Raw genomic sequence first — 20,746 nt, 5'->3', positions numbered from 1 at the left:
CAGCTTCCCCTTAACCGCGAGCCTTGGCCGCCGGACGTACAACCAGGTTGCCGCCAGTAGCGCCAGGAACAGCACCCTTGACCAACAACAGATTGCGTTCAGCGTCGACGCGCACTACTTCGAGGGACTGCACGGTCACGCGCTCAGCGCCCATATGACCGGACATTTTTTTGCCCTTGAATACACGACCAGGAGTCTGGCACTGGCCAATAGAGCCCGGGACGCGGTGGGAAACGGAGTTACCGTGAGTGTTATCTTGGCCACGGAAATTCCAACGCTTGATCGTACCCTGGAAGCCTTTACCTTTGGACTGACCGGTCACATCGACCATCTGACCTGCGGTGAAGATTTCAGCGTTGATCAGATCGCCTGCTTGGTACTCGCCTTCTTCAAGACGGAATTCCATTACGGTACGACCAGCTGCAACGTTTGCTTTAGCGAAGTGACCCGCTTGAGCAGCAGTTACACGCGAAGCGCGACGCTCGCCGACAGTGACTTGCACTGCACGATAGCCATCGGTTTCTTCAGTTTTGAACTGGGTGACGCGATTCGGCTCGATCTCAATGACCGTAACCGGAATGGAGACACCTTCTTCGGTGAAAATACGGGTCATACCGCATTTACGACCGACTACACCAATAGTCATGTTGTAAACCTCATGAGTGTACGGGGCTTTCACCCGCTATGGCCGCCCATTTCAGAGCGTTACACGACTAAGACCCAAGTCTTAGCCGAGGCTGATCTGCACTTCCACACCGGCCGCAAGATCAAGCTTCATAAGTGCATCAACGGTTTTATCCGTTGGCTGGACGATGTCCAGAACGCGCTTATGAGTACGGATCTCATACTGGTCACGCGCGTCTTTGTTGACGTGCGGGGAGACCAGAACGGTGAACCGCTCTTTACGGGTAGGCAGTGGAATTGGACCACGCACTTGAGCACCAGTACGTTTCGCGGTTTCCACGATTTCCTGGGTTGATTGGTCGATCAGGCGATGGTCAAAAGCCTTCAACCTGATACGGATTTGCTGATTTTGCATTGGATTTCAGACTCCGATTGCTATTCCCACCGAGCGCAATACGCCCGTTTAAAGGAGGCGCAATTCTATAGATGGCCCAACTGGGTGTCAACTCAATAAAAAAAGCCCCCGCTGAGCGGGGGCTTTTTCAGGCAATCAAAGCTTAAGCAATGATTTTGGCTACTACGCCAGCGCCGACGGTACGACCGCCTTCACGGATTGCGAAACGCAGACCGTCTTCCATTGCGATGGTTTTGATCAGGGTGACAACCATTTTGATGTTGTCGCCTGGCATTACCATTTCAACGCCTTCCGGCAGTTCGCAGTTACCGGTCACGTCAGTGGTCCGGAAGTAGAACTGTGGACGGTAGCCTTTGAAGAACGGAGTGTGACGGCCGCCTTCTTCTTTGCTCAACACGTACACTTCAGCTTCGAAGGTAGTGTGCGGCTTAACCGAACCCGGCTTAACCAGAACCTGGCCACGCTCTACGTCGTCACGCTTGGTGCCGCGCAGCAGCACGCCGCAGTTCTCGCCAGCACGACCTTCGTCAAGCAGCTTACGGAACATTTCAACGCCGGTGCAGGTGGTAACAGTAGTGTCACGCAGACCAACGATTTCCAGCGGATCTTGAACGCGAACGATACCGCGCTCGATACGACCAGTTACAACAGTACCGCGACCAGAGATCGAGAATACGTCTTCGATTGGCATCAGGAACGGCTTGTCGATAACACGAACTGGGTCCGGAATGTAAGTATCCAGAGTTTCAACCAGTTTACGAACGGCAGTGGTGCCCATTTCGTTGTCGTCTTTGCCTTCCAGAGCCATACGAGCAGAACCGATGATGATCGGAGTGTCGTCGCCTGGGAAGTCGTAAGTGCTCAGCAGATCGCGCACTTCCATCTCAACCAGTTCCAGCAGCTCAGCGTCGTCTACCAGGTCAGCCTTGTTCAGGAAAACCACGATGTACGGAACGCCAACCTGACGGGACAGCAGGATGTGCTCACGGGTTTGCGGCATCGGACCATCAGCGGCCGAACAAACCAGGATAGCGCCGTCCATCTGAGCAGCACCGGTGATCATGTTCTTCACATAGTCAGCGTGACCTGGGCAGTCAACGTGAGCGTAGTGACGGATCAGCGAGTTGTATTCAACGTGCGCAGTGTTGATGGTGATACCACGAGCTTTTTCTTCTGGCGCGCTGTCGATTTTATCGAAGTCAACGATTGCCGAACCGAAAATCTCGGAGCAAACACGAGTCAGAGCTGCAGTCAGCGTGGTTTTACCATGGTCAACGTGACCGATAGTGCCAACGTTGACGTGCGGTAGGGAACGATCAAATTTTTCTTTAGCCACGACAATTAACTCCTTGCCTAAAGGACTGAACTAAATCAGCCTTGTTTTTTAGTAACAGTTTCGACGATGTGCGCCGGAGCTGTATCGTATTTTTTGAATTCCATAGAGTAGCTTGCGCGACCCTGAGACATGGAACGAACGTCGGTCGCATAACCGAACATTTCACCCAACGGAACCTCGGCACGAATAACTTTGCCGGAAACCGTATCTTCCATACCCTGGATCATGCCGCGACGACGATTCAAGTCGCCCATCACGTCACCCATATAGTCTTCAGGTGTAACAACCTCTACCGCCATGATCGGCTCAAGCAGCTCACCACCACCTTTGGTAGCCAGTTGCTTGGTCGCCATGGAAGCAGCCACCTTAAACGCCATCTCGTTGGAGTCGACGTCGTGGTAAGAACCATCAAACACGGTAGCCTTCAGGCCGATCAGCGGATAGCCGGCAACAACACCGTTCTTCATCTGCTCTTCGATGCCCTTCTGGATAGCCGGGATGTATTCCTTAGGAACCACACCACCTACCACTTCGTTCACGAACTGCAGACCTTCCTGACCTTCGTCAGCAGGTGCAAAACGGATCCAGCAGTGACCAAACTGGCCACGACCGCCGGACTGACGAACGAACTTGCCTTCGATCTCACAGTTCTTCGTGATGCGCTCACGATACGAAACCTGAGGCTTACCGATGTTGGCTTCGACGTTGAACTCACGGCGCATCCGATCAACCAGGATGTCCAAGTGCAGCTCGCCCATGCCCGAGATGATCGTCTGACCAGTCTCTTCATCAGTTTTAACGCGGAAAGATGGATCTTCCTGAGCAAGCTTGCCCAGTGCAACACCCATTTTTTCCTGGTCATCCTTGGTCTTAGGCTCTACGGCAACCGAAATAACCGGCTCCGGGAAGTCCATGCGAACCAGAATGATTGGCTTGTCAGCGTTGCACAAAGTCTCACCAGTGGTGACGTCCTTCATGCCGATCAAGGCCGCGATGTCACCAGCGCGTACTTCCTTGATTTCTTCACGGGCGTTTGCGTGCATTTGCACCATACGACCCACACGCTCTTTCTTGCCTTTAACCGAGTTGATCACGCCATCGCCGGAGTTCAACACGCCCGAGTAAACACGGACGAAGGTCAAGGTACCCACGAATGGGTCGGTAGCGATCTTGAACGCCAGAGCCGAGAACGGCTCGCTGTCGTCAGCATGACGCTCCAGCTCGATGCTCTCGTCATCAGGGTCAGTACCCTTGATGGCAGGAATATCAGTCGGAGCAGGCAGGAAGTCGATAACGGCGTCGAGAACCAGGGGAACACCCTTGTTCTTGAAGGAAGAACCGCAAACAGCCAAGACGATCTCACCAGCGATAGTACGCTGACGCAGAGCAGCCTTAATTTCCGCGATGGTGAATTCTTCACCTTCGAGGTACTTGTTCATCAGCTCTTCATTGGCCTCGGCCGCAGCCTGAACCATGTTGTCGCGCCATTCGTCAGCAAGATCTTTCAGCTCAGCTGGAATTTCTTTGCGAACAGGAACCATACCCTTGTCAGCATCGTTCCAGTACACAGCTTCCATGTTGATCAGATCAATCTGACCCTGGAAGTTGTCTTCAGAACCGATAGCCAGCTGGATTGGAACCGGAGTGTGGCCCAGACGCTTCTTGATCTGCTCAATAACGCGCAGGAAGTTGGCGCCAGCACGGTCCATCTTGTTTACGTAAACAAGACGTGGAACGCCGTATTTGTTGGCTTGACGCCATACGGTTTCCGACTGAGGCTCAACACCCGAGGTACCACAGAACACAACGACAGCGCCGTCGAGTACGCGCAGGGAACGCTCAACTTCAATAGTGAAGTCAACGTGGCCCGGGGTATCGATTACGTTGAAGCGATGCTCGTCCTTGTACTGCTTGGCAGAACCTTTCCAGAAGGCGGTGATAGCAGCAGAAGTAATGGTAATACCACGCTCCTGCTCCTGAACCATCCAGTCTGTGGTCGCGGCGCCATCATGCACCTCGCCCATTTTGTGACTTTTGCCAGTGTAAAACAGTACGCGCTCGGTGGTAGTGGTTTTACCAGCATCCACGTGAGCGACGATACCGATGTTACGGTAGCGACTAATCGGAGTAGTACGAGCCATAAAGCCCTCGCAAAATTAGTGAAGCTGAATTTAGAAGCGGTAGTGCGAGAAAGCTTTGTTAGCTTCGGCCATACGGTGCACGTCTTCACGCTTCTTAACAGCAGCACCTTTACCTTCAGCTGCGTCCAACAGTTCGCCAGCCAAACGCAGAGCCATAGACTTCTCGCCGCGCTTACGGGCGAAGTCTACCAACCAGCGCATTGCCAGGGCGTTACGACGGGACGGGCGAACTTCGACCGGAACCTGGTAAGTAGCACCGCCTACACGGCGCGACTTCACTTCGACCAGCGGAGCGATGGCGTCGAGAGCTTTCTCGAAGATTTCCAGGGGATCGCTGTTCTTGCGTTCTTTAACCTTTTCCAGCGCGCCATAAACGATACGCTCGGCAACGGCTTTTTTGCCGCTTTCCATCACGTGGTTCATGAACTTGGCCAGGATTTGGCTTCCGTATTTTGGATCGTCAAGCACATCGCGCTTGGCTGCTACGCGTCTTCTTGGCATGGATAAGCCCTCAAACGGTCTTCAGGTTAGCTCGGAACCATTACATCCAAAAGATGCACGTCCGACCTTACTCTTATCGACTCAGAAAAAAAGAAATCTGCATTTTTTACCAGCAACCGAATACTACTTCGGCTTCTTGGTACCGTACTTCGAACGACCTTGGTTACGACCTTTAACGCCGGAAGTATCCAAAGAGCCGCGAACGGTGTGATAACGAACACCTGGCAAGTCTTTTACACGACCGCCACGAATCAGTACCACGCTGTGTTCTTGCAGGTTGTGACCTTCACCACCGATGTACGAGGAAACCTCGAAACCGTTGGTCAGGCGCACACGGCATACTTTACGCAGTGCCGAGTTAGGTTTTTTCGGCGTAGTTGTATACACACGGGTGCATACGCCACGACGTTGCGGGCAGTTTTGCAGCGCAGGCACGTCGGATTTCTCGACGATACGCTTACGCGGCTGACGTACCAGCTGGTTGATAGTTGCCATCTACTAGCTCCACTGTTGTCTTGCGACGCTATTGTCTTGCAAGAAAAGCAAAATGGCAGGAACGAATTCCCGCCAAATTTAGGGGTACAAGAGTCTAAAGAGGATCTTGCCCCCAGTCAAGACAAGGCCCCGACCTTCCCACTCATCAAACCCCGACAAAATGTCTCGATTCGATGAACGGAACTGCCGGGGCCCATCTCTCATTTACCGCAGAACTCAGTTACCGCTCGAGTTCAGCGCTTCGGTCAGTGCAGCTTCCACTTCACTGGCGCTCACGCGCAACGGCTTGTCAGCTTCACGGCGGCGCTTGCGCTCGCTGTGGTATGCCAAACCGGTACCTGCCGGGATCAAACGACCCACGACAACGTTTTCTTTCAGGCCACGCAGGTAGTCGCGCTTGCCGGTTACCGCTGCTTCGGTCAATACGCGGGTAGTCTCTTGGAAAGAGGCCGCGGAAATGAACGACTCAGTCGACAACGACGCCTTGGTGATACCCAGCAGGACGCGAGTGAACTTGGATACGAATTTATCTTCGCCGCCCAAACGCTCGTTCTCGGTCAACACCTGGGTCAACTCCATCTGGTCGCCCTTGATGAAGGTGGAATCACCAGACTCGGCAATCTCAACTTTACGCAACATCTGACGCAGAATGGTCTCGATGTGCTTATCGTTGATTTTTACGCCTTGCAGACGGTAAACGTCCTGAATCTCGTTAACGATGTACTTGGCCAGCGCACTTACACCCAGCAAACGCAGGATGTCGTGTGGATCGCTTGGACCGTCGGAGATAACTTCGCCGCGGTTCACTTGCTCGCCTTCGAAGACGTTCAGGTGACGCCACTTTGGAATCAGCTCTTCGTACGGATCAGTACCGTCGTTCGGGGTAATAACCAGACGGCGCTTGCCTTTGGTTTCTTTACCGAACGCGATGGTGCCGCTGACTTCAGCCAGAATCGAGGCTTCTTTCGGACGACGCGCTTCGAACAAGTCAGCAACGCGTGGCAGACCACCGGTGATGTCTCGAGTTTTCGAAGTCTCTTGCGGAATACGAGCGATAACGTCACCGATCGCGATTTCCGCACCATCCGCTACACCGACCAGGGCGTTGGCTGGCAGGAAGTACTGAGCCGGTACGTCGGTACCAGGCAACAGCAGATCCTTGCCATCCACACCAACCATCTTAACGGCTGGACGGATGTCCTTGCCGGCAGCTGGACGGTCTTTGGCGTCGAGGACTTCAATGTTGGTCATACCGGTCAATTCGTCAGTCTGACGTTTGATCGTGATGCCTTCTTCCATGCCCACGTAGGTCACGGTACCTTTCATTTCGGTAACGATTGGGTGAGTGTGCGGATCCCACTTGGCTACGATCGAGCCAGCGTCAACCTTGTCACCTTCTTTAACCGAAATTACGGCGCCGTACGGCAGCTTGTAGCGCTCACGCTCACGACCGAAGTCATCAGCGATGGCCAGCTCACCGGAACGGGATACAGCTACCAGGCAGCCATCTACACGCTCAACGTGCTTGAGGTTATGAAGACGGACAGTACCGCCATTCTTCACCTGAACACTGTCAGCAGCAGAGGTCCGGCTTGCCGCACCACCGATGTGGAACGTACGCATCGTCAGCTGTGTACCCGGCTCACCGATCGACTGAGCAGCGATTACGCCGACAGCTTCACCGATGTTCACTTGGTGACCACGAGCCAAGTCACGACCGTAGCACTTGGCACATATACCGAAGCGAGTTTCACAGCTGATTGGCGAACGCACGATTACTTCATCGATGCTGTTCAGCTCGATGAATTCAACCCACTTCTCGTCAACCAGAGTGCCCGCAGGAACGATAATGTCCTCGGTACCCGGCTTGTACACGTCACGGGCGATTACTCGACCCAGAACGCGCTCACCTAACGGCTCTACAACGTCGCCGCCTTCGATGTGCGGAGTCATCAGCAGACCGTGTTCGGTACCGCAGTCAACTTCAGTCACAACCAAGTCTTGCGCAACGTCTACCAGACGACGAGTCAGATAACCGGAGTTAGCTGTCTTCAAGGCGGTATCCGCCAGACCCTTACGAGCACCGTGAGTAGAGATGAAGTACTGAAGTACGCTCAGGCCTTCACGGAAGTTCGCAGTAATCGGCGTTTCAATGATGGAACCGTCCGGCTTGGCCATCAGACCACGCATACCGGCCAGCTGACGGATCTGCGCTGCAGAACCCCGTGCGCCGGAGTCGGCCATCATGTACATCGAGTTGAACGACTCTTGCTCAACCTCAACGCCGTGACGGTCGATAACCTTCTCTTTCGAGAGGTTGGACATCATTGCCTTGGAAACTTCGTCGTTAGCTTTCGACCAAAGGTCGATTACTTTGTTGTACTTCTCGCCCTGGGTTACCAGGCCGGAGGCGTACTGACTTTCGATCTCTTTCACTTCATCGGTCGCAGCCGCGATGATGCGAGCTTTTTCATCCGGGATAACGAAGTCGTTAACACCGATGGAAACGCCGGAAATGGTCGAGTAAGCAAAACCTGTGTACATCAACTGGTCAGCGAAGATCACGGTCTCTTTCAAACCAACCACGCGGTAGCACTGGTTGATCAGCTTGGAGATCGCTTTTTTCTTCATCGGCAAGTTGACGACGTCGTACGACAGACCTTTTGGCACAACCTGGAACAACAGCGCACGGCCGACGGTGGTGTCGACAATCCGAGTGTTGCTCACGCTGCCGCCATCACGATCGTTGACGGTTTCACTGATGCGAACCTTGACCTTGGCATGCAGTGCGGCTTCGCCGGCACGGAATACACGATCAACTTCTTGCAAGTCAGCGAATACACGACCTTCGCCTTTGGCGTTGATCGCTTCACGAGTCATGTAGTACAGACCCAATACAACGTCCTGCGACGGAACGATGATTGGCTCACCGTTGGCTGGCGACAGAATGTTGTTGGTCGACATCATCAACGCACGCGCTTCCAGCTGGGCTTCCAGCGTCAGCGGTACGTGCACGGCCATTTGGTCGCCGTCGAAGTCGGCGTTGTACGCAGCACAGACCAACGGGTGCAGCTGGATAGCTTTACCTTCGATCAGAACCGGTTCAAAGGCCTGGATGCCCAGACGGTGAAGAGTCGGTGCACGGTTGAGAAGCACTGGGTGTTCGCGGATAACTTCAGCGAGAACGTCCCAAACTTCCGGCAACTCGCGCTCAACCATTTTCTTGGCTGCTTTGATGGTGGTAGCAAGACCACGCATTTCCAGCTTGCCAAAAATGAACGGCTTGAACAGCTCAAGAGCCATTTTCTTCGGTAGACCGCACTGGTGCAGACGCAGGGTCGGACCTACGGTAATTACCGAACGACCCGAGTAGTCAACACGCTTACCGAGCAAGTTCTGACGGAAACGACCCTGCTTACCCTTGATCATGTCAGCCAAGGATTTCAGAGGGCGCTTGTTCGAACCGGTAATAGCGCGACCACGACGGCCGTTGTCGAGCAATGCATCGACCGCTTCTTGCAACATACGCTTTTCGTTGCGCACGATGATGTCCGGAGCGGACAGATCAAGCAGGCGCTTCAAGCGGTTGTTACGGTTGATTACCCGACGATACAGATCGTTGAGGTCGGAAGTCGCGAAACGACCACCATCAAGCGGAACCAAAGGACGCAGATCTGGCGGCAGAACCGGCAGAACGGTCAGTACCATCCACTCAGGAAGGTTGCCGGAGCCCAGGAAGGCTTCCATCAACTTCAGGCGCTTGGACAGCTTCTTGATTTTGGTTTCGGAGTTGGTTTGCGGAATTTCTTCGCGCAGACGGCCAATCTCGTGTTCCAGGTCGATAGCGTGCAGCAGTTCACGGACAGCTTCAGCACCCATACGGGCATCAAAGTCGTCGCCGAACTCTTCCAGCGCTTCGAAGTACTGCTCATCGTTCAGCAGCTGACCTTTTTCCAGAGTGGTCATGCCTGGATCGATAACGACATAGCTCTCGAAGTAGAGAACACGTTCGATATCACGCAGGGTCATGTCCATCAGCAAGCCGATACGGGACGGCAGCGATTTCAGGAACCAGATGTGAGCAACCGGCGAAGCCAGTTCGATGTGAGCCATGCGCTCGCGACGGACCTTGGCCAGTGCGACTTCAACGCCACACTTCTCACAGATCACACCACGGTGCTTCAAGCGCTTGTACTTACCGCACAGGCACTCGTAATCCTTTACCGGGCCAAAGATCTTGGCGCAGAACAGGCCGTCACGCTCAGGTTTGAACGTACGGTAGTTGATGGTTTCCGGCTTTTTAACTTCACCGAACGACCACGAACGGATCATCTCAGGCGATGCCAATCCAATACGGATGGCGTCGAACTCTTCGACTTGACCCTGGTTTTTCAGCAAATTCAGTAGGTCTTTCAAGGCCTTTCCTCCTGGCGGAGCAGAGAGCGGGCTAAACAGCCCCGCTCTCGATTCGCGTCACGTGTTATTCGGTTTCCAGATCGATATCGATGCCGAGGGAACGAATTTCTTTGATCAACACGTTGAAGGACTCGGGCATGCCCGGCTCCATACGGTGATCGCCGTCCACGATGTTTTTGTACATCTTGGTACGACCGTTCACATCGTCCGACTTCACTGTGAGCATTTCTTGCAGAGTGTATGCCGCGCCGTAGGCTTCCAGCGCCCAGACCTCCATCTCCCCGAAACGCTGACCACCGAACTGTGCCTTACCACCCAGCGGCTGCTGGGTAACCAGGCTGTAAGAACCGGTAGAACGAGCATGCATCTTGTCGTCTACCAAGTGGTTCAGCTTCAGCATGTACATGTAGCCAACGGTAACCGGGCGCTCAAACTGGTTGCCGGTACGACCGTCTGTCAGCGTCATCTGGCCGCTGTCCGGCAAATCTGCCAAACGAAGCATTGCCTTGATTTCGCTTTCTTTGGCACCGTCGAACACCGGGGTAGCCATCGGCACACCGCCACGAAGGTTCTTCGCCAGATCCAGGATTTCCTGATCGGAGAAGTCATCCAGGCTTTCTTGACGACCGCCAATTTCGTTGTAGATCTCATGCAGGAACTTGCGCAGGTCAGCGACCTTGCGTTGTTCTTCAATCATGAGGTTGATCTTCTCGCCCAAACCTTTAGCCGCGAGGCCCAGGTGAGTTTCGAGAATCTGACCAACGTTCATACGCGAAGGTACGCCCAACGGGTTGAGAACCACATCAACCGGGGTGCCATTGGCATCGTACGGCATGTCTTCAACCGGCATGATCACGGAGACCACACCTTTGTTACCGTGACGACCAGCCATCTTGTCACCCGGCTGGATGCGACGACGGATTGCCAGGTAAACCTTGACGATTTTCAGCACGCCCGGAGCCAGGTCATCGCCCTGCTGCAGTTTGCGCTTCTTGTCTTCGAACTTGTCATCCAGCAGACGACGGCGATCGATGATGTAGGCCTGAGCTTTTTCAAGCTGCTCATTCAGAGCATCTTCAGCCATGCGCAGTTTGAACCACTGACCATGCTCAAGACCGTCCAGGATTTCATTGGTGATTTCCTGGCCTTTCTTCAGACCGGCACCGCCCTCGGCAATACGACCAACCAGAGCAGAGCGCAGACGTTCAAAAGTAGCGCCTTCAACGATACGGAACTCTTCGTTCAGATCCTTGCGGATCTCGTCCAGCTGGGTCTTCTCGATCGACAGGGCACGAGCATCACGCTCAACGCCGTCACGAGTGAAGACTTGTACGTCGATTACAGTACCTTTGGTACCGGTAGGTACACGCAGGGAAGTGTCTTTAACGTCGCTGGCTTTTTCACCGAAGATTGCGCGCAACAGCTTCTCTTCTGGAGTCAGCTGAGTCTCGCCTTTCGGAGTGACCTTACCTACCAGAATGTCGCCAGCGCCAACTTCAGCACCTACGTAAACAATACCGGCTTCGTCCAGTTTGTTCAGTGCAGCTTCACCCACGTTCGGGATATCTGCAGTGATCTCTTCAGGCCCAAGTTTGGTGTCACGTGCCACACAGGTCAGTTCCTGAATGTGGATCGTGGTAAAGCGATCTTCTTGAACAACTCGTTCCGACAGGCAGATGGAGTCTTCGAAGTTGTAACCGTTCCAGGCCATGAACGCGATACGCATGTTCTGACCCAACGCCAGTTCACCCATATCGGTGGACGGACCGTCAGCCATGATGTCGCTGCGCTGTACACGATCACCCTTGCGGACCAGCGGACGCTGGTTGATGCAAGTGTTCTGGTTGGAGCGGGTGTACTTGGTCAGGTTGTAGATATCAACACCAGCTTCGCCGGTCTCAACTTCATCATCAGCAACACGAACCACAATACGGCTGGCATCAACAGAGTCGATCACGCCGCCACGACGAGCCACGACGCAAACGCCGGAGTCACGAGCTACGTTACGCTCCATGCCAGTACCTACCAGCGGCTTGTCAGCGCGCAGGGTCGGTACAGCTTGACGCTGCATGTTCGAACCCATCAACGCACGGTTGGCGTCATCGTGCTCGAGGAACGGAATCAACGACGCTGCAACCGAAACAACCTGCTTCGGAGATACGTCCATCAAGGTGACGTCTTCCGGCGCCTTAACGGTGAATTCGTTCAAGTGACGAACAGCTACCAGCTCGTCGATCAGGACTTTCTTGTCGTTCATCGTGGCCGAGGCCTGAGCGATCACGTGATCGGCTTCTTCGATGGCGGACAGGAAAACGATCTCGTCAGTTACCAGTGCGTCTTTAACCACACGGTACGGGCTTTCAAGGAAGCCGTACTGGTTGGTGCGCGCATAGGCAGCCAAGGAGTTGATCAGACCAATGTTCGGACCTTCCGGCGTCTCAATCGGGCAAACACGGCCGTAGTGAGTCGGGTGTACGTCACGAACTTCAAAGCCGGCACGCTCACGCGTCAAACCGCCCGGGCCCAGTGCAGAAACACGGCGCTTGTGGGTGATCTCGGACAGAGGGTTGTTCTGGTCCATGAACTGGGACAGCTGGCTCGAACCGAAGAACTCTTTCACCGCCGCAGCCACTGGCTTGGCGTTGATCAGGTCTTGCGGCATCAGGCCTTCGCTTTCAGCCATCGACAGACGCTCTTTGACCGCACGCTCAACACGCACCAGGCCAACGCGGAACTGGTTCTCGGCCATTTCGCCTACACAGCGAACACGACGGTTACCCAGGTGGTCGATGTCATCGACGATGCCTTTACCGTTACGGATGTCGACCAGGGTCTTCAGCACAGCAACGATGTCTTCTTTGCACAACACGCCCGAACCTTCGATCTCGGTACGACCGATACGACGGTTGAACTTCATCCGGCCGACCGCAGACAGGTCATAGCGCTCAGGGCTGAAGAACAGGTTGTTGAACAGGGTCTCGGCAGCGTCTTTGGTTGGCGGCTCGCCTGGACGCATCATGCGATAGATCTCGACCAGCGCTTCCAATTGGTTGCTGGTGGAGTCGATCTTCAGAGTGTCGGAAACGAACGGACCACAGTCGATATCGTTGGTGTACAACGTCTCGATGCGAACAACCTGGCCCTTGGCGATTTTTGCCAGGATTTCAGTCGTCAGCTCGGTGTTGCACTCAGCAATGATTTCGCCGGTAGCCGGATGCACGATAGCTTTGGCCGTTGTGCGTCCCAGGACATAGTCCAGAGGCATAACGAGCTCTTTGATACCCGCTTTTTCCAGCTGGTTGATGTGGCGAGCAGTAATACGACGACCCTGCTCAACAATCACCTTGCCTTTGTCATCGGTAATATCGATGGCCGCGATTTCACCGCGCAGACGATGCGGAACCAGTTCCAGGCTAATGCTTTCGCCCTGAACGTGGAACACGTTGGTCGTGTAGAACGCGTCCAGCACTTGTTCAGTGGTATAGCCCAGCGCACGCAGCAATACCGATGCAGGCAGCTTGCGACGACGGTCGATACGCACGAACACGCAGTCTTTCGGATCGAACTCAAAGTCCAACCACGAACCGCGGTAAGGAATGATACGCGCAGAATAAAGCAGCTTACCGGAGCTGTGCGTCTTGCCGCGGTCGTGGTCAAAGAACACGCCCGGGGAACGGTGCAGCTGGGAAACAATTACACGCTCGGTACCGTTGATTACGAAGGTACCGTTTTCAGTCATCAGGGGGATTTCACCCATGTAGACTTCTTGCTCTTTGATGTCCTTGATCGCTTTGTTCGACGATTCTTTGTCGAAAATGATCAAACGAACTTTTACCCGCAAAGGTACGGCGTACGTTACGCCACGCAACACGCATTCTTTGACATCAAATGCCGGCTCGCCCAAGCGATAACCGACGTACTCCAGCGCAGCATTGCCGGAGTAGCTGATGATCGGGAAAACGGATTTGAAGGCCGCATGCAGGCCCACGTCGCGGAACTTATCTTTAGTCGCTCCCGCCTGCAAGAATTCACGATACGAATCCAGCTGGATTGCCAAGAGATACGGCACATCCATGACGTCCGGCAACTTGCTAAAGTCCTTGCGGATACGTTTTTTCTCAGTATATGAGTAAGCCATCAGCGTTCCCCAGCTTGGTCACCTGCTTGTTTGGCCTCTCCCGACGGGAGCAGCCAGAAAATCGTGCAAACCCCTTGGTTTGCTCCACCGCACAGGGTGGTTACAGCACGTTAAAGGCATCGACCTAGTCGACTGCCAATAACGGAAAAAGGCCGGTGGCAAGAGCCACCAGCCATCAGCCTCAGCTTAACGCTTGGGCTGGAGACGCAAGGTCGATGCTTACTTCAGCTCGACTTTAGCGCCTGCTTCTTCCAAGGCTGCCTTGGCTTTGTCAGCTGCGTCTTTCGCAACAGCTTCCAGAACAACGCTAGGAGCGCTGTCTACAACTGCCTTGGCTTCTTTCAGGCCCAGACCAGTCAGCTCACGAACAGCCTTGATCACGTTAACTTTCTTCTCGCCAGCTTCCAGCAGCATGACGTTGAATTCAGTTTGCTCTTCAACAACAGCAGCGGCAGCAGCAGGACCAGCAGAAGCAGCAGCAGCAGAAACGCCGAATGCTTCTTCCATTGCCTTGATCAGCTCAACGATTTCCAGAACGGATTTCGAACCGATTGCGTCGATGATTTCTTGAGTAGTCAGAGACATGACTATAAATTCCTGTATTGGGGTGACAGCCTAGGCGGCCATCGAAATAAACAATAAACGCTGAAAGGAGTTGCTCAGCCTTAGGCTGCAGCTGCTTCTTTCTGGTCGCGAAGTGCCGCCAGAGTACGAGCCAATTTGCTGGTAGCGCCTTGAATCACGCTCATCAGCTGAGAAATTGCTTCGTCACGGGTCGGCAGACTTGCCAGTACGTCGATCTGATTAGCTGCGAGGAACTTGCCCTCGAACGCAGCTGCCTTGATCTCGAACTTATCCTGACCTTTAGCGAACTCTTTGAACAAACGGGCAGCAGCGCCTGGATGTTCGTTCGAGAATGCGATCAAGGTCGGGCCTGTGAACACGTCGTTGAGGACACTGTATTCAGTGTCAGCAACAGCGCGCTTTAGCAGGGTGTTACGTACAACACGTACGTAAACGCCAGCTTCACGAGCCTCTTTACGGAGTCCGGTCATAGCGCCTACTGTCACACCGCGGGCATCAGCCACAACAGCGGACAGGGCAACTTTGGCAGCCTCGTTGACTTCAGCGACGATGGCCTTCTTGTCTTCGAGTTTAATTGCCACGGGTTTAACTCCTGCATGTTACCGTTTCATCCAACCGAGGCCGGATGTCGTTTTGGTGTCTGATTCGGTAAGGAACCGGGAGCACCATCTGCGTAGGCTTGAGGTTTAAGGCTTGCGCCGCCTACGGTCTTGGATAGCCCCCGCCAGGCAGGGACCCCAATCTTTCATTGGCGAGCTAAAAGCACGCCAATTTGTCTTACGCGTCCAAAGAACCTTGGTCGATGACCAAGCCTGGGCCCATAGTGGTGCTCAGGGTAACGCGCTTAACATAAATACCTTTCGAAGAAGCTGGCTTGATACGCTTCAGATCAGCGATCAGGGCTTCAACGTTTTCCTTCAGCTTGACGGCATCAAAACCGATCTTGCCAACGGAAGTGTGGATGATACCGTTTTTGTCAGTGCGATAACGAACCTGACCAGCCTTCGCGTTCTTGACAGCGGTAGCTACGTCTGGAGTTACAGTACCAACCTTAGGGTTAGGCATCAGACCACGTGGACCAAGGATCTGACCCAACTGACCAACAACACGCATTGCGTCCGGGGAGGCAATAACTACGTCATAGTTCAGGTCGCCGCCTTTCATTTCGGCAGCCAGGTCGTCCATACCAACGCGATCAGCGCCGGCAGCCAGAGCAGCTTCAGCAGCTGGACCCTGAGTGAACACAGCTACACGTACAGTCTTGCCAGTGCCGTGTGGCAGCACAGTAGCGCTACGAACAACCTGGTCAGATTTACGTGGGTCTACGCCCAGGTTAACGGCGATGTCAAAAGACTCGCTGAATTTTACAGTCGACAGCTCAGCCAGCAAAGCAGCAGCGTCTACAAAGTTGTAAGACTTGCCAGCTTCAATTTTACCGGCGATTGCCTTTTGACGCTTAGTCAGCTTAGCCATTACACACCCTCCACGTTAAGGCCCATGCTACGAGCAGAACCGGCGATAGTACGCACGGCTGCTTCCATATCAGCTGCAGTCAGATCCGCGTTTTTGGTTTTCGCGATTTCTTCCAGCTGAGCACGAGTCACAGTGCCAACCTTAACGGTGTTTGGACGAGCGGAACCGCTAGTCAGACCAGCAGCCTTCTTCAGCAGAACCGAAGCAGGGGTCGACTTGGTTTCGAACGTAAAGCTACGGTCGCTGTATACAGTGATGATCACTGGAGTCGGCAGGCCTGGCTCAATACCCTGAGTACGGGCGTTGAAAGCTTTGCAGAATTCCATGATGTTCACGCCGTGCTGACCCAGAGCCGGGCCTACGGGTGGACTTGGGTTGGCCTGAGCGGCCTTCACTTGCAGCTTGATGTAAGCGGTAATCTTCTTAGCCATGAGGCACTCCAATTACGGGTTCAAGCGCCTAAAGAGGCTCCCCGGTTACTTGCGCGTTTATCCCAGTGACGACAAAACCCCACAGCCTAGACCATGGGGTTGGGATTCGTGTCTAACTAGACCTTTTCGACCTGGCTAAACTCTAGCTCTACCGGAGTAGAGCGACCGAAAATGAGCACTGCCACTTGGATGCGGCTCTTTTCGTAGTTAACTTCTTCGACTGTGCCATTGAAATCAGCAAATGGACCGTCGGTAACACGGACAACTTCGCCCGGTTCGAATAGTGTTTTTGGCTTAGGCTTGTCGCTACCATCAGCAACACGACGCAGAATTGCTTCCGCCTCTTTATCAGTGATCGGCGCCGGCTTGTCGGCAGTCCCACCAATGAAGCCCATTACGCGCGGAGTATCCTTGACCAAGTGCCAAGTACCCTCGCTCATATCCATCTGAACCAGCACATAACCAGGGAAGAACTTACGCTCGCTTTTGCGTTTCTGGCCATTACGCATTTCAACCACTTCTTCAGTGGGAACCAGAATTTCGCCGAAGCCTTCTTCCATGCCTGCCAGCTTAATACGCTCAATCAAAGAGCGCATAACATGCTTTTCGTAACCCGAATAAGCATGCACTACGTACCAACGCTTAGCCACGGGACACCCTTAGCCAACAATCAAGGAAACGAGCCAACCGAGCAGGGAATCTAAACCCCACAACAGCAACGCCATAACAAGAACAACAGCCACCACGATCAACGTGGTCTGCGTAGTTTCTTGGCGAGTTGGCCATACGACTTTACGAATCTCAGTACGAGCTTCCTTCACCAATACAGAGAACGACTTGCCTTTAGCCGTCTGCAAGCCTACATAGGCAGCAACAGCAGCAATCACAAGAAGTGCAATGACGCGATACAGGATCGGCGAACCAGAATAATACTGATTCCCAACAACGCCAACCACCACAAGAGCAACCACTACAAGCCACTTGAGGAGATCGAAGCGAGAGCCTTGAACTTCAGCCTTGGGAGTCATCTAAGAGGATCCTGTGAAAAGAAAGCCAGACGCAATGAGCGAATCTGGCAGGTCAGGAGGGAATCGAACCCCCAACCTACGGTTTTGGAGACCGTCGCTCTGCCAATTGAGCTACTGACCTAAAACATTATCGAGCCGCCGATTATGCCGACACGAGAGAGACCTTTCAACAACTTATGCAATTACTTTTGCAACCAACCCTATCAAAGCGGAGATTGCCAGCGAGCAGCAGAATGCGAGCTACTCACAACCGTAACAACCAACCAGGGCAGCAGCACCAAAAGCACCACCAGCAAACACCCCAGACAGGCTATGCACCTGTTAAAACAAAGGCAGATATTTTCATATCTGCCTTGTTATATGGAGCTCTTGAGCGGATTTGAACCGCTGACCTCACCCTTACCAAGGGTGTGCTCTACCAACTGAGCTACAAGAGCGAAACACGTTGCGAAAACAGCTAGACTGGAGCGGGTGGCGGGAATCGAACCCGCATCATTAGCTTGGAAGGCTAAGGTTCTACCACTAAACTACACCCGCAAATCTTGCTGTTCTAGCTTGAATATGGTGGAGGGGGAAGGATTCGAACCTTCGAAGTCGTAGACGTCAGATTTACAGTCTGATCCCTTTGGCCGCTCGGGAACCCCTCCTGAGCTGGCTAGAATTCTACATCATTCTAACCTTATGTCAACCACTTTCTTCAATTAAATCAGGAAGTTAGCAACTTGACTCGCTTCACACCTAGTAGCCTGTTCGGTGTTCACTGTGGAGCGGGCGCCATTCTATGCAAACTATCGGATGGCTGCAAGCCCTCACACCGCATTTTTTTGTATTTTAACCCATTGAATTCATTGGCAAGGTTAGCCAAAGCCATTTCAGTGCCCACAGCACCGATTTGAGGCGAGAGTTTTAGTACATATCCCCCTGAATCATCTCGGACCACTGTGGACGGCAGTGACTGCACATCCACATCAGAAAGCTTGCTCTGAAGACTGCGCAACTGCTCTTCACTGGATAAGCCGCTTATATAGAAGCACTCCAGACTTTCTACACGGTCTCCAGAAACACTGTCACTGACGACCTTGGGTCGCGCCTCACTGAGTAGGCGTATGTCCTGCTTGTTCCCCTTATACAAGGACAAGGAAATGACTTCCTTCGCCCTGGGCGGCGCCTCTTGTTGATGCCAGACGTAATAAAAGATATTGAGTACAACTAGCAGAAGAAACAGCCAACGCATAAGAACCTCAAGGAAGGGGACACACTACCGCCAAGCCTACAAATACAAGGTCTTGCACCAAACGAGCATCAGGCACCATATCCCTCACCAAACTGGCGTCACCGCCCGTGAGAAAAACCTCAAAATCCTGCCCCCAATATTCGCGCGCCAACTCCAGCTGGGTCAAAACGAAGCCTCTCATCATCAGCAAACAACCACGCTCAACAGCCTCAGCCGTGGTACGACCCGGAGTCTGCTGTAGCAACGCCTGCTCCGCCGAAAAGTCGTCGTACCTGATACGCCGCGTATGCGTACGCAATTGGTCCCGCATCAAGGGCATACCAGGGCATATAAATCCTCCCAGGTGCTGACCATCGGACGCAACAAAGTCCGCAGTGACCGCCGTACCGAAATCCAGAACAAGGCACGCATTCTTAGCCAGCTCAAATGCCCCAACCAGAGCCAGCCAGCGATCCAGCCCCAAACGAGCAAACTCCTCATATCCGTTACTTACACCCGCGACTTCCCTTGCAGGTTTAGCACACTCCACTCCGACACCGAGCATCGAGGCAATTGATGCCACCAGACTCGATGTCTCGTCATCACTGCGCACGCTAACCAAGCGGCAATGGGTTATGCGCAGCTCCGGAGCAGCTAGTATCGCGGCCATAAGCCCAGCATCTGAGTCCACGACTCCGCCGCTTACTACAACCGTGCCGTCTAGAGCGCGCCATTTTATGAAACTGTTTCCACAGTCCATTTCAAGAATCATCGCGCAACCTCAAACTAAGCTCACCGCCACTGAACACCTTCTCCTCACCATTTACACTCATACGCAGCGCACCCTGACGGTCAATACCCATGACCGTACCGTTCACCTGGTGCACCCCAGCGATCAAAGAGACTTCACGCCCTTGCCACAAATGATTTTGTTCCCACTCCGACTGAATAGCCGAAAAGCCTGAGACCTCATGGCGCTTGAGATACATGCGCAAGCTATCGCTGAGCTTTGACACTAATTCATTACGGTTAGTCGCAACTCCAGACTCCAGAAAAACCGAAGTCCAGGCCTGATCAACCTCACTCGCCACTCTCATGTTAACGTTGATACCGATACCAAGGACTACATGACATACGTCGGCCGGATCTCCGACCAGCTCAAGCAAGATGCCGGCAATTTTTTTGTTGCTCACTAGCACATCATTTGGCCATTTCAGCCCCGCATCCGAGACACCAACCGCTCTGAGCGCACTCAGCACCGCAAGGCCAACTACGAGGCTAAGCCCTTCCAGCTGACGCATACCCCCATCCATCCGGAGCACTAGACTGTAGTAAATATTCTCCGCGAAAGGACTAACCCACTTACGCCCCCGTCGCCCCCTGCCTGCGGTCTGTCTCTCAGCCAGTATTACAAATGGCGCCGTTACACCACGATCAACCGCGCGCAGGGCTTCAGCATTCGTAGAGTCTAACGAGTGGCTAATCGCAACAGGCCAAGGACTCGCTGCCAACTGATCCAGCTCAAGCAGCTCAAGGGGGGCAGCCAACTGATAGCCACGACCACGAACCTTATGAATTGATAAGTTCAAGTCTGACTCCAAGTGCTGGAGCTGCTTCCATACAGCGCTGCGACTAACGCCGAGCGCAGCCCCGAGCGCTTGTCCCGAATGAAATCGACCGTCTTTAAGGAGTTTCAACAACGTCAGCATGCAAGTATCGCCTCACAATGAGGCACGCATAATAGCCATGAGGAGAGCTATTGCATAGAAACGCTGCTACGCACTGCAGCAGACGCTCCTGAAAAGTGGGACAGCAACAAGTGCGGCTAGCCATAGCTGCAACTTTTCTCGGCCCAAAAACAAACCCCCTGTCTGCGTTAGCAGACAGGGGGTTTGGAATTTAATCTTGACGATGACCTACTCTCACATGGGGAAACCCCACACTACCATC

The 20,746-nt window shown here is 53.6% G+C and carries 17 protein-coding genes and 4 tRNA genes; all 21 read right to left on the bottom strand.

Annotation, left to right across the window (positions count from 1 at the left end; translation table 11 throughout):
* Positions 1 to 10 precede the first annotated feature (10 nt).
* A complete protein-coding gene (rplC, locus tag KO536_RS18365) occupies positions 11 to 646 on the bottom strand; it encodes a 50S ribosomal protein L3 (RefSeq protein WP_003444377.1) in 636 nt (211 codons plus the stop codon).
* 81 nt (positions 647 to 727) lie between these two features.
* The gene (gene rpsJ, locus KO536_RS18360; RefSeq protein WP_003186070.1) at positions 728 to 1,039 is read right to left on the bottom strand and encodes a 30S ribosomal protein S10; all 312 of its coding nucleotides are present in this window, start codon (positions 1,037 to 1,039) and stop codon (positions 728 to 730) included.
* Between the two features lie 142 nt (positions 1,040 to 1,181).
* Complete coding sequence (tuf, locus tag KO536_RS18355) at positions 1,182 to 2,375, bottom strand: elongation factor Tu (protein WP_003444379.1); 1,194 nt, start codon at positions 2,373 to 2,375, stop codon at positions 1,182 to 1,184.
* Positions 2,376 to 2,410: 35 nt separating this feature from the next.
* Positions 2,411 to 4,516, bottom strand: a complete 2,106-nt coding sequence (fusA, locus tag KO536_RS18350) for an elongation factor G (protein WP_019824367.1) — start codon at positions 4,514 to 4,516, stop codon at positions 2,411 to 2,413.
* Positions 4,517 to 4,546: 30 nt separating this feature from the next.
* Positions 4,547 to 5,017, bottom strand: a complete 471-nt coding sequence (gene rpsG / locus KO536_RS18345; protein ID WP_019824369.1) for a 30S ribosomal protein S7 — start codon at positions 5,015 to 5,017, stop codon at positions 4,547 to 4,549.
* A gap of 123 nt (positions 5,018 to 5,140) precedes the next feature.
* Positions 5,141 to 5,512: a 30S ribosomal protein S12 gene (gene rpsL / locus KO536_RS18340; RefSeq protein WP_002555494.1), complete on the bottom strand. Its 372-nt coding sequence runs from the start codon at positions 5,510 to 5,512 to the stop codon at positions 5,141 to 5,143.
* Between the two features lie 216 nt (positions 5,513 to 5,728).
* Positions 5,729 to 9,928 carry a DNA-directed RNA polymerase subunit beta' gene (gene rpoC / locus KO536_RS18335; protein WP_019824371.1) on the bottom strand — a complete coding sequence of 1,400 codons (4,200 nt, stop codon included), beginning with the start codon at positions 9,926 to 9,928 and terminating at the stop codon, positions 5,729 to 5,731.
* A gap of 64 nt (positions 9,929 to 9,992) precedes the next feature.
* Positions 9,993 to 14,066 (bottom strand): DNA-directed RNA polymerase subunit beta, encoded by a 4,074-nt coding sequence (gene rpoB / locus KO536_RS18330; protein WP_133079711.1) that lies wholly within the window; start codon positions 14,064 to 14,066, stop codon positions 9,993 to 9,995.
* A 219-nt stretch (positions 14,067 to 14,285) separates the two neighbouring features.
* Positions 14,286 to 14,651, bottom strand: a complete 366-nt coding sequence (rplL, locus tag KO536_RS18325) for a 50S ribosomal protein L7/L12 (RefSeq protein WP_003444390.1) — start codon at positions 14,649 to 14,651, stop codon at positions 14,286 to 14,288.
* An 80-nt stretch (positions 14,652 to 14,731) separates the two neighbouring features.
* Complete coding sequence (gene rplJ, locus KO536_RS18320) at positions 14,732 to 15,232, bottom strand: 50S ribosomal protein L10 (RefSeq protein WP_003444392.1); 501 nt, start codon at positions 15,230 to 15,232, stop codon at positions 14,732 to 14,734.
* Positions 15,233 to 15,428: 196 nt separating this feature from the next.
* Complete coding sequence (gene rplA, locus KO536_RS18315; protein WP_003444394.1) at positions 15,429 to 16,124, bottom strand: 50S ribosomal protein L1; 696 nt, start codon at positions 16,122 to 16,124, stop codon at positions 15,429 to 15,431.
* Positions 16,124 to 16,555: a 50S ribosomal protein L11 gene (gene rplK / locus KO536_RS18310; protein ID WP_008008888.1), complete on the bottom strand. Its 432-nt coding sequence runs from the start codon at positions 16,553 to 16,555 to the stop codon at positions 16,124 to 16,126. The genes rplA and rplK overlap by 1 nt, the downstream gene beginning before the upstream one ends.
* Before the next feature lie 116 nt (positions 16,556 to 16,671).
* On the bottom strand, positions 16,672 to 17,205 hold the full coding sequence (gene nusG / locus KO536_RS18305; protein ID WP_003444397.1) for a transcription termination/antitermination protein NusG: 534 nt from the start codon (positions 17,203 to 17,205) through the stop codon (positions 16,672 to 16,674).
* 9 nt (positions 17,206 to 17,214) lie between these two features.
* Entirely contained in the window at positions 17,215 to 17,583 is a 369-nt protein-coding gene (gene secE / locus KO536_RS18300; protein ID WP_003444399.1) for a preprotein translocase subunit SecE, read from the bottom strand.
* Between the two features lie 45 nt (positions 17,584 to 17,628).
* Positions 17,629 to 17,704, bottom strand: a tRNA-Trp gene (locus tag KO536_RS18295).
* 240 nt (positions 17,705 to 17,944) lie between these two features.
* A tRNA-Thr gene (locus KO536_RS18290) sits at positions 17,945 to 18,020 on the bottom strand.
* Positions 18,021 to 18,046: 26 nt separating this feature from the next.
* A tRNA-Gly gene (locus KO536_RS18285) sits at positions 18,047 to 18,120 on the bottom strand.
* A gap of 25 nt (positions 18,121 to 18,145) precedes the next feature.
* Positions 18,146 to 18,230, bottom strand: a tRNA-Tyr gene (locus KO536_RS18280).
* Positions 18,231 to 18,340: 110 nt separating this feature from the next.
* Positions 18,341 to 18,817 (bottom strand): hypothetical protein, encoded by a 477-nt coding sequence (locus KO536_RS18275; protein WP_219262609.1) that lies wholly within the window; start codon positions 18,815 to 18,817, stop codon positions 18,341 to 18,343.
* Positions 18,818 to 18,824: 7 nt separating this feature from the next.
* Positions 18,825 to 19,568 carry a pantothenate kinase gene (locus KO536_RS18270; RefSeq protein WP_219262608.1) on the bottom strand — a complete coding sequence of 248 codons (744 nt, stop codon included), beginning with the start codon at positions 19,566 to 19,568 and terminating at the stop codon, positions 18,825 to 18,827.
* A complete protein-coding gene (gene birA, locus KO536_RS18265; RefSeq protein WP_219262607.1) occupies positions 19,558 to 20,505 on the bottom strand; it encodes a bifunctional biotin--[acetyl-CoA-carboxylase] ligase/biotin operon repressor BirA in 948 nt (315 codons plus the stop codon). Before birA ends, KO536_RS18270 begins: the two co-directional genes overlap by 11 nt.
* Positions 20,506 to 20,746 lie beyond the last annotated feature (241 nt).

This window comes from Pseudomonas sp. NKUCC02_KPG (assembly GCF_019345465.1).
Taxonomy (GTDB): Bacteria; Pseudomonadota; Gammaproteobacteria; order Pseudomonadales; family Pseudomonadaceae; genus Aquipseudomonas.
Note: the sequence above shows the minus strand (reverse complement) of the source record. Positions and strands in the feature narration are given on the sequence as shown.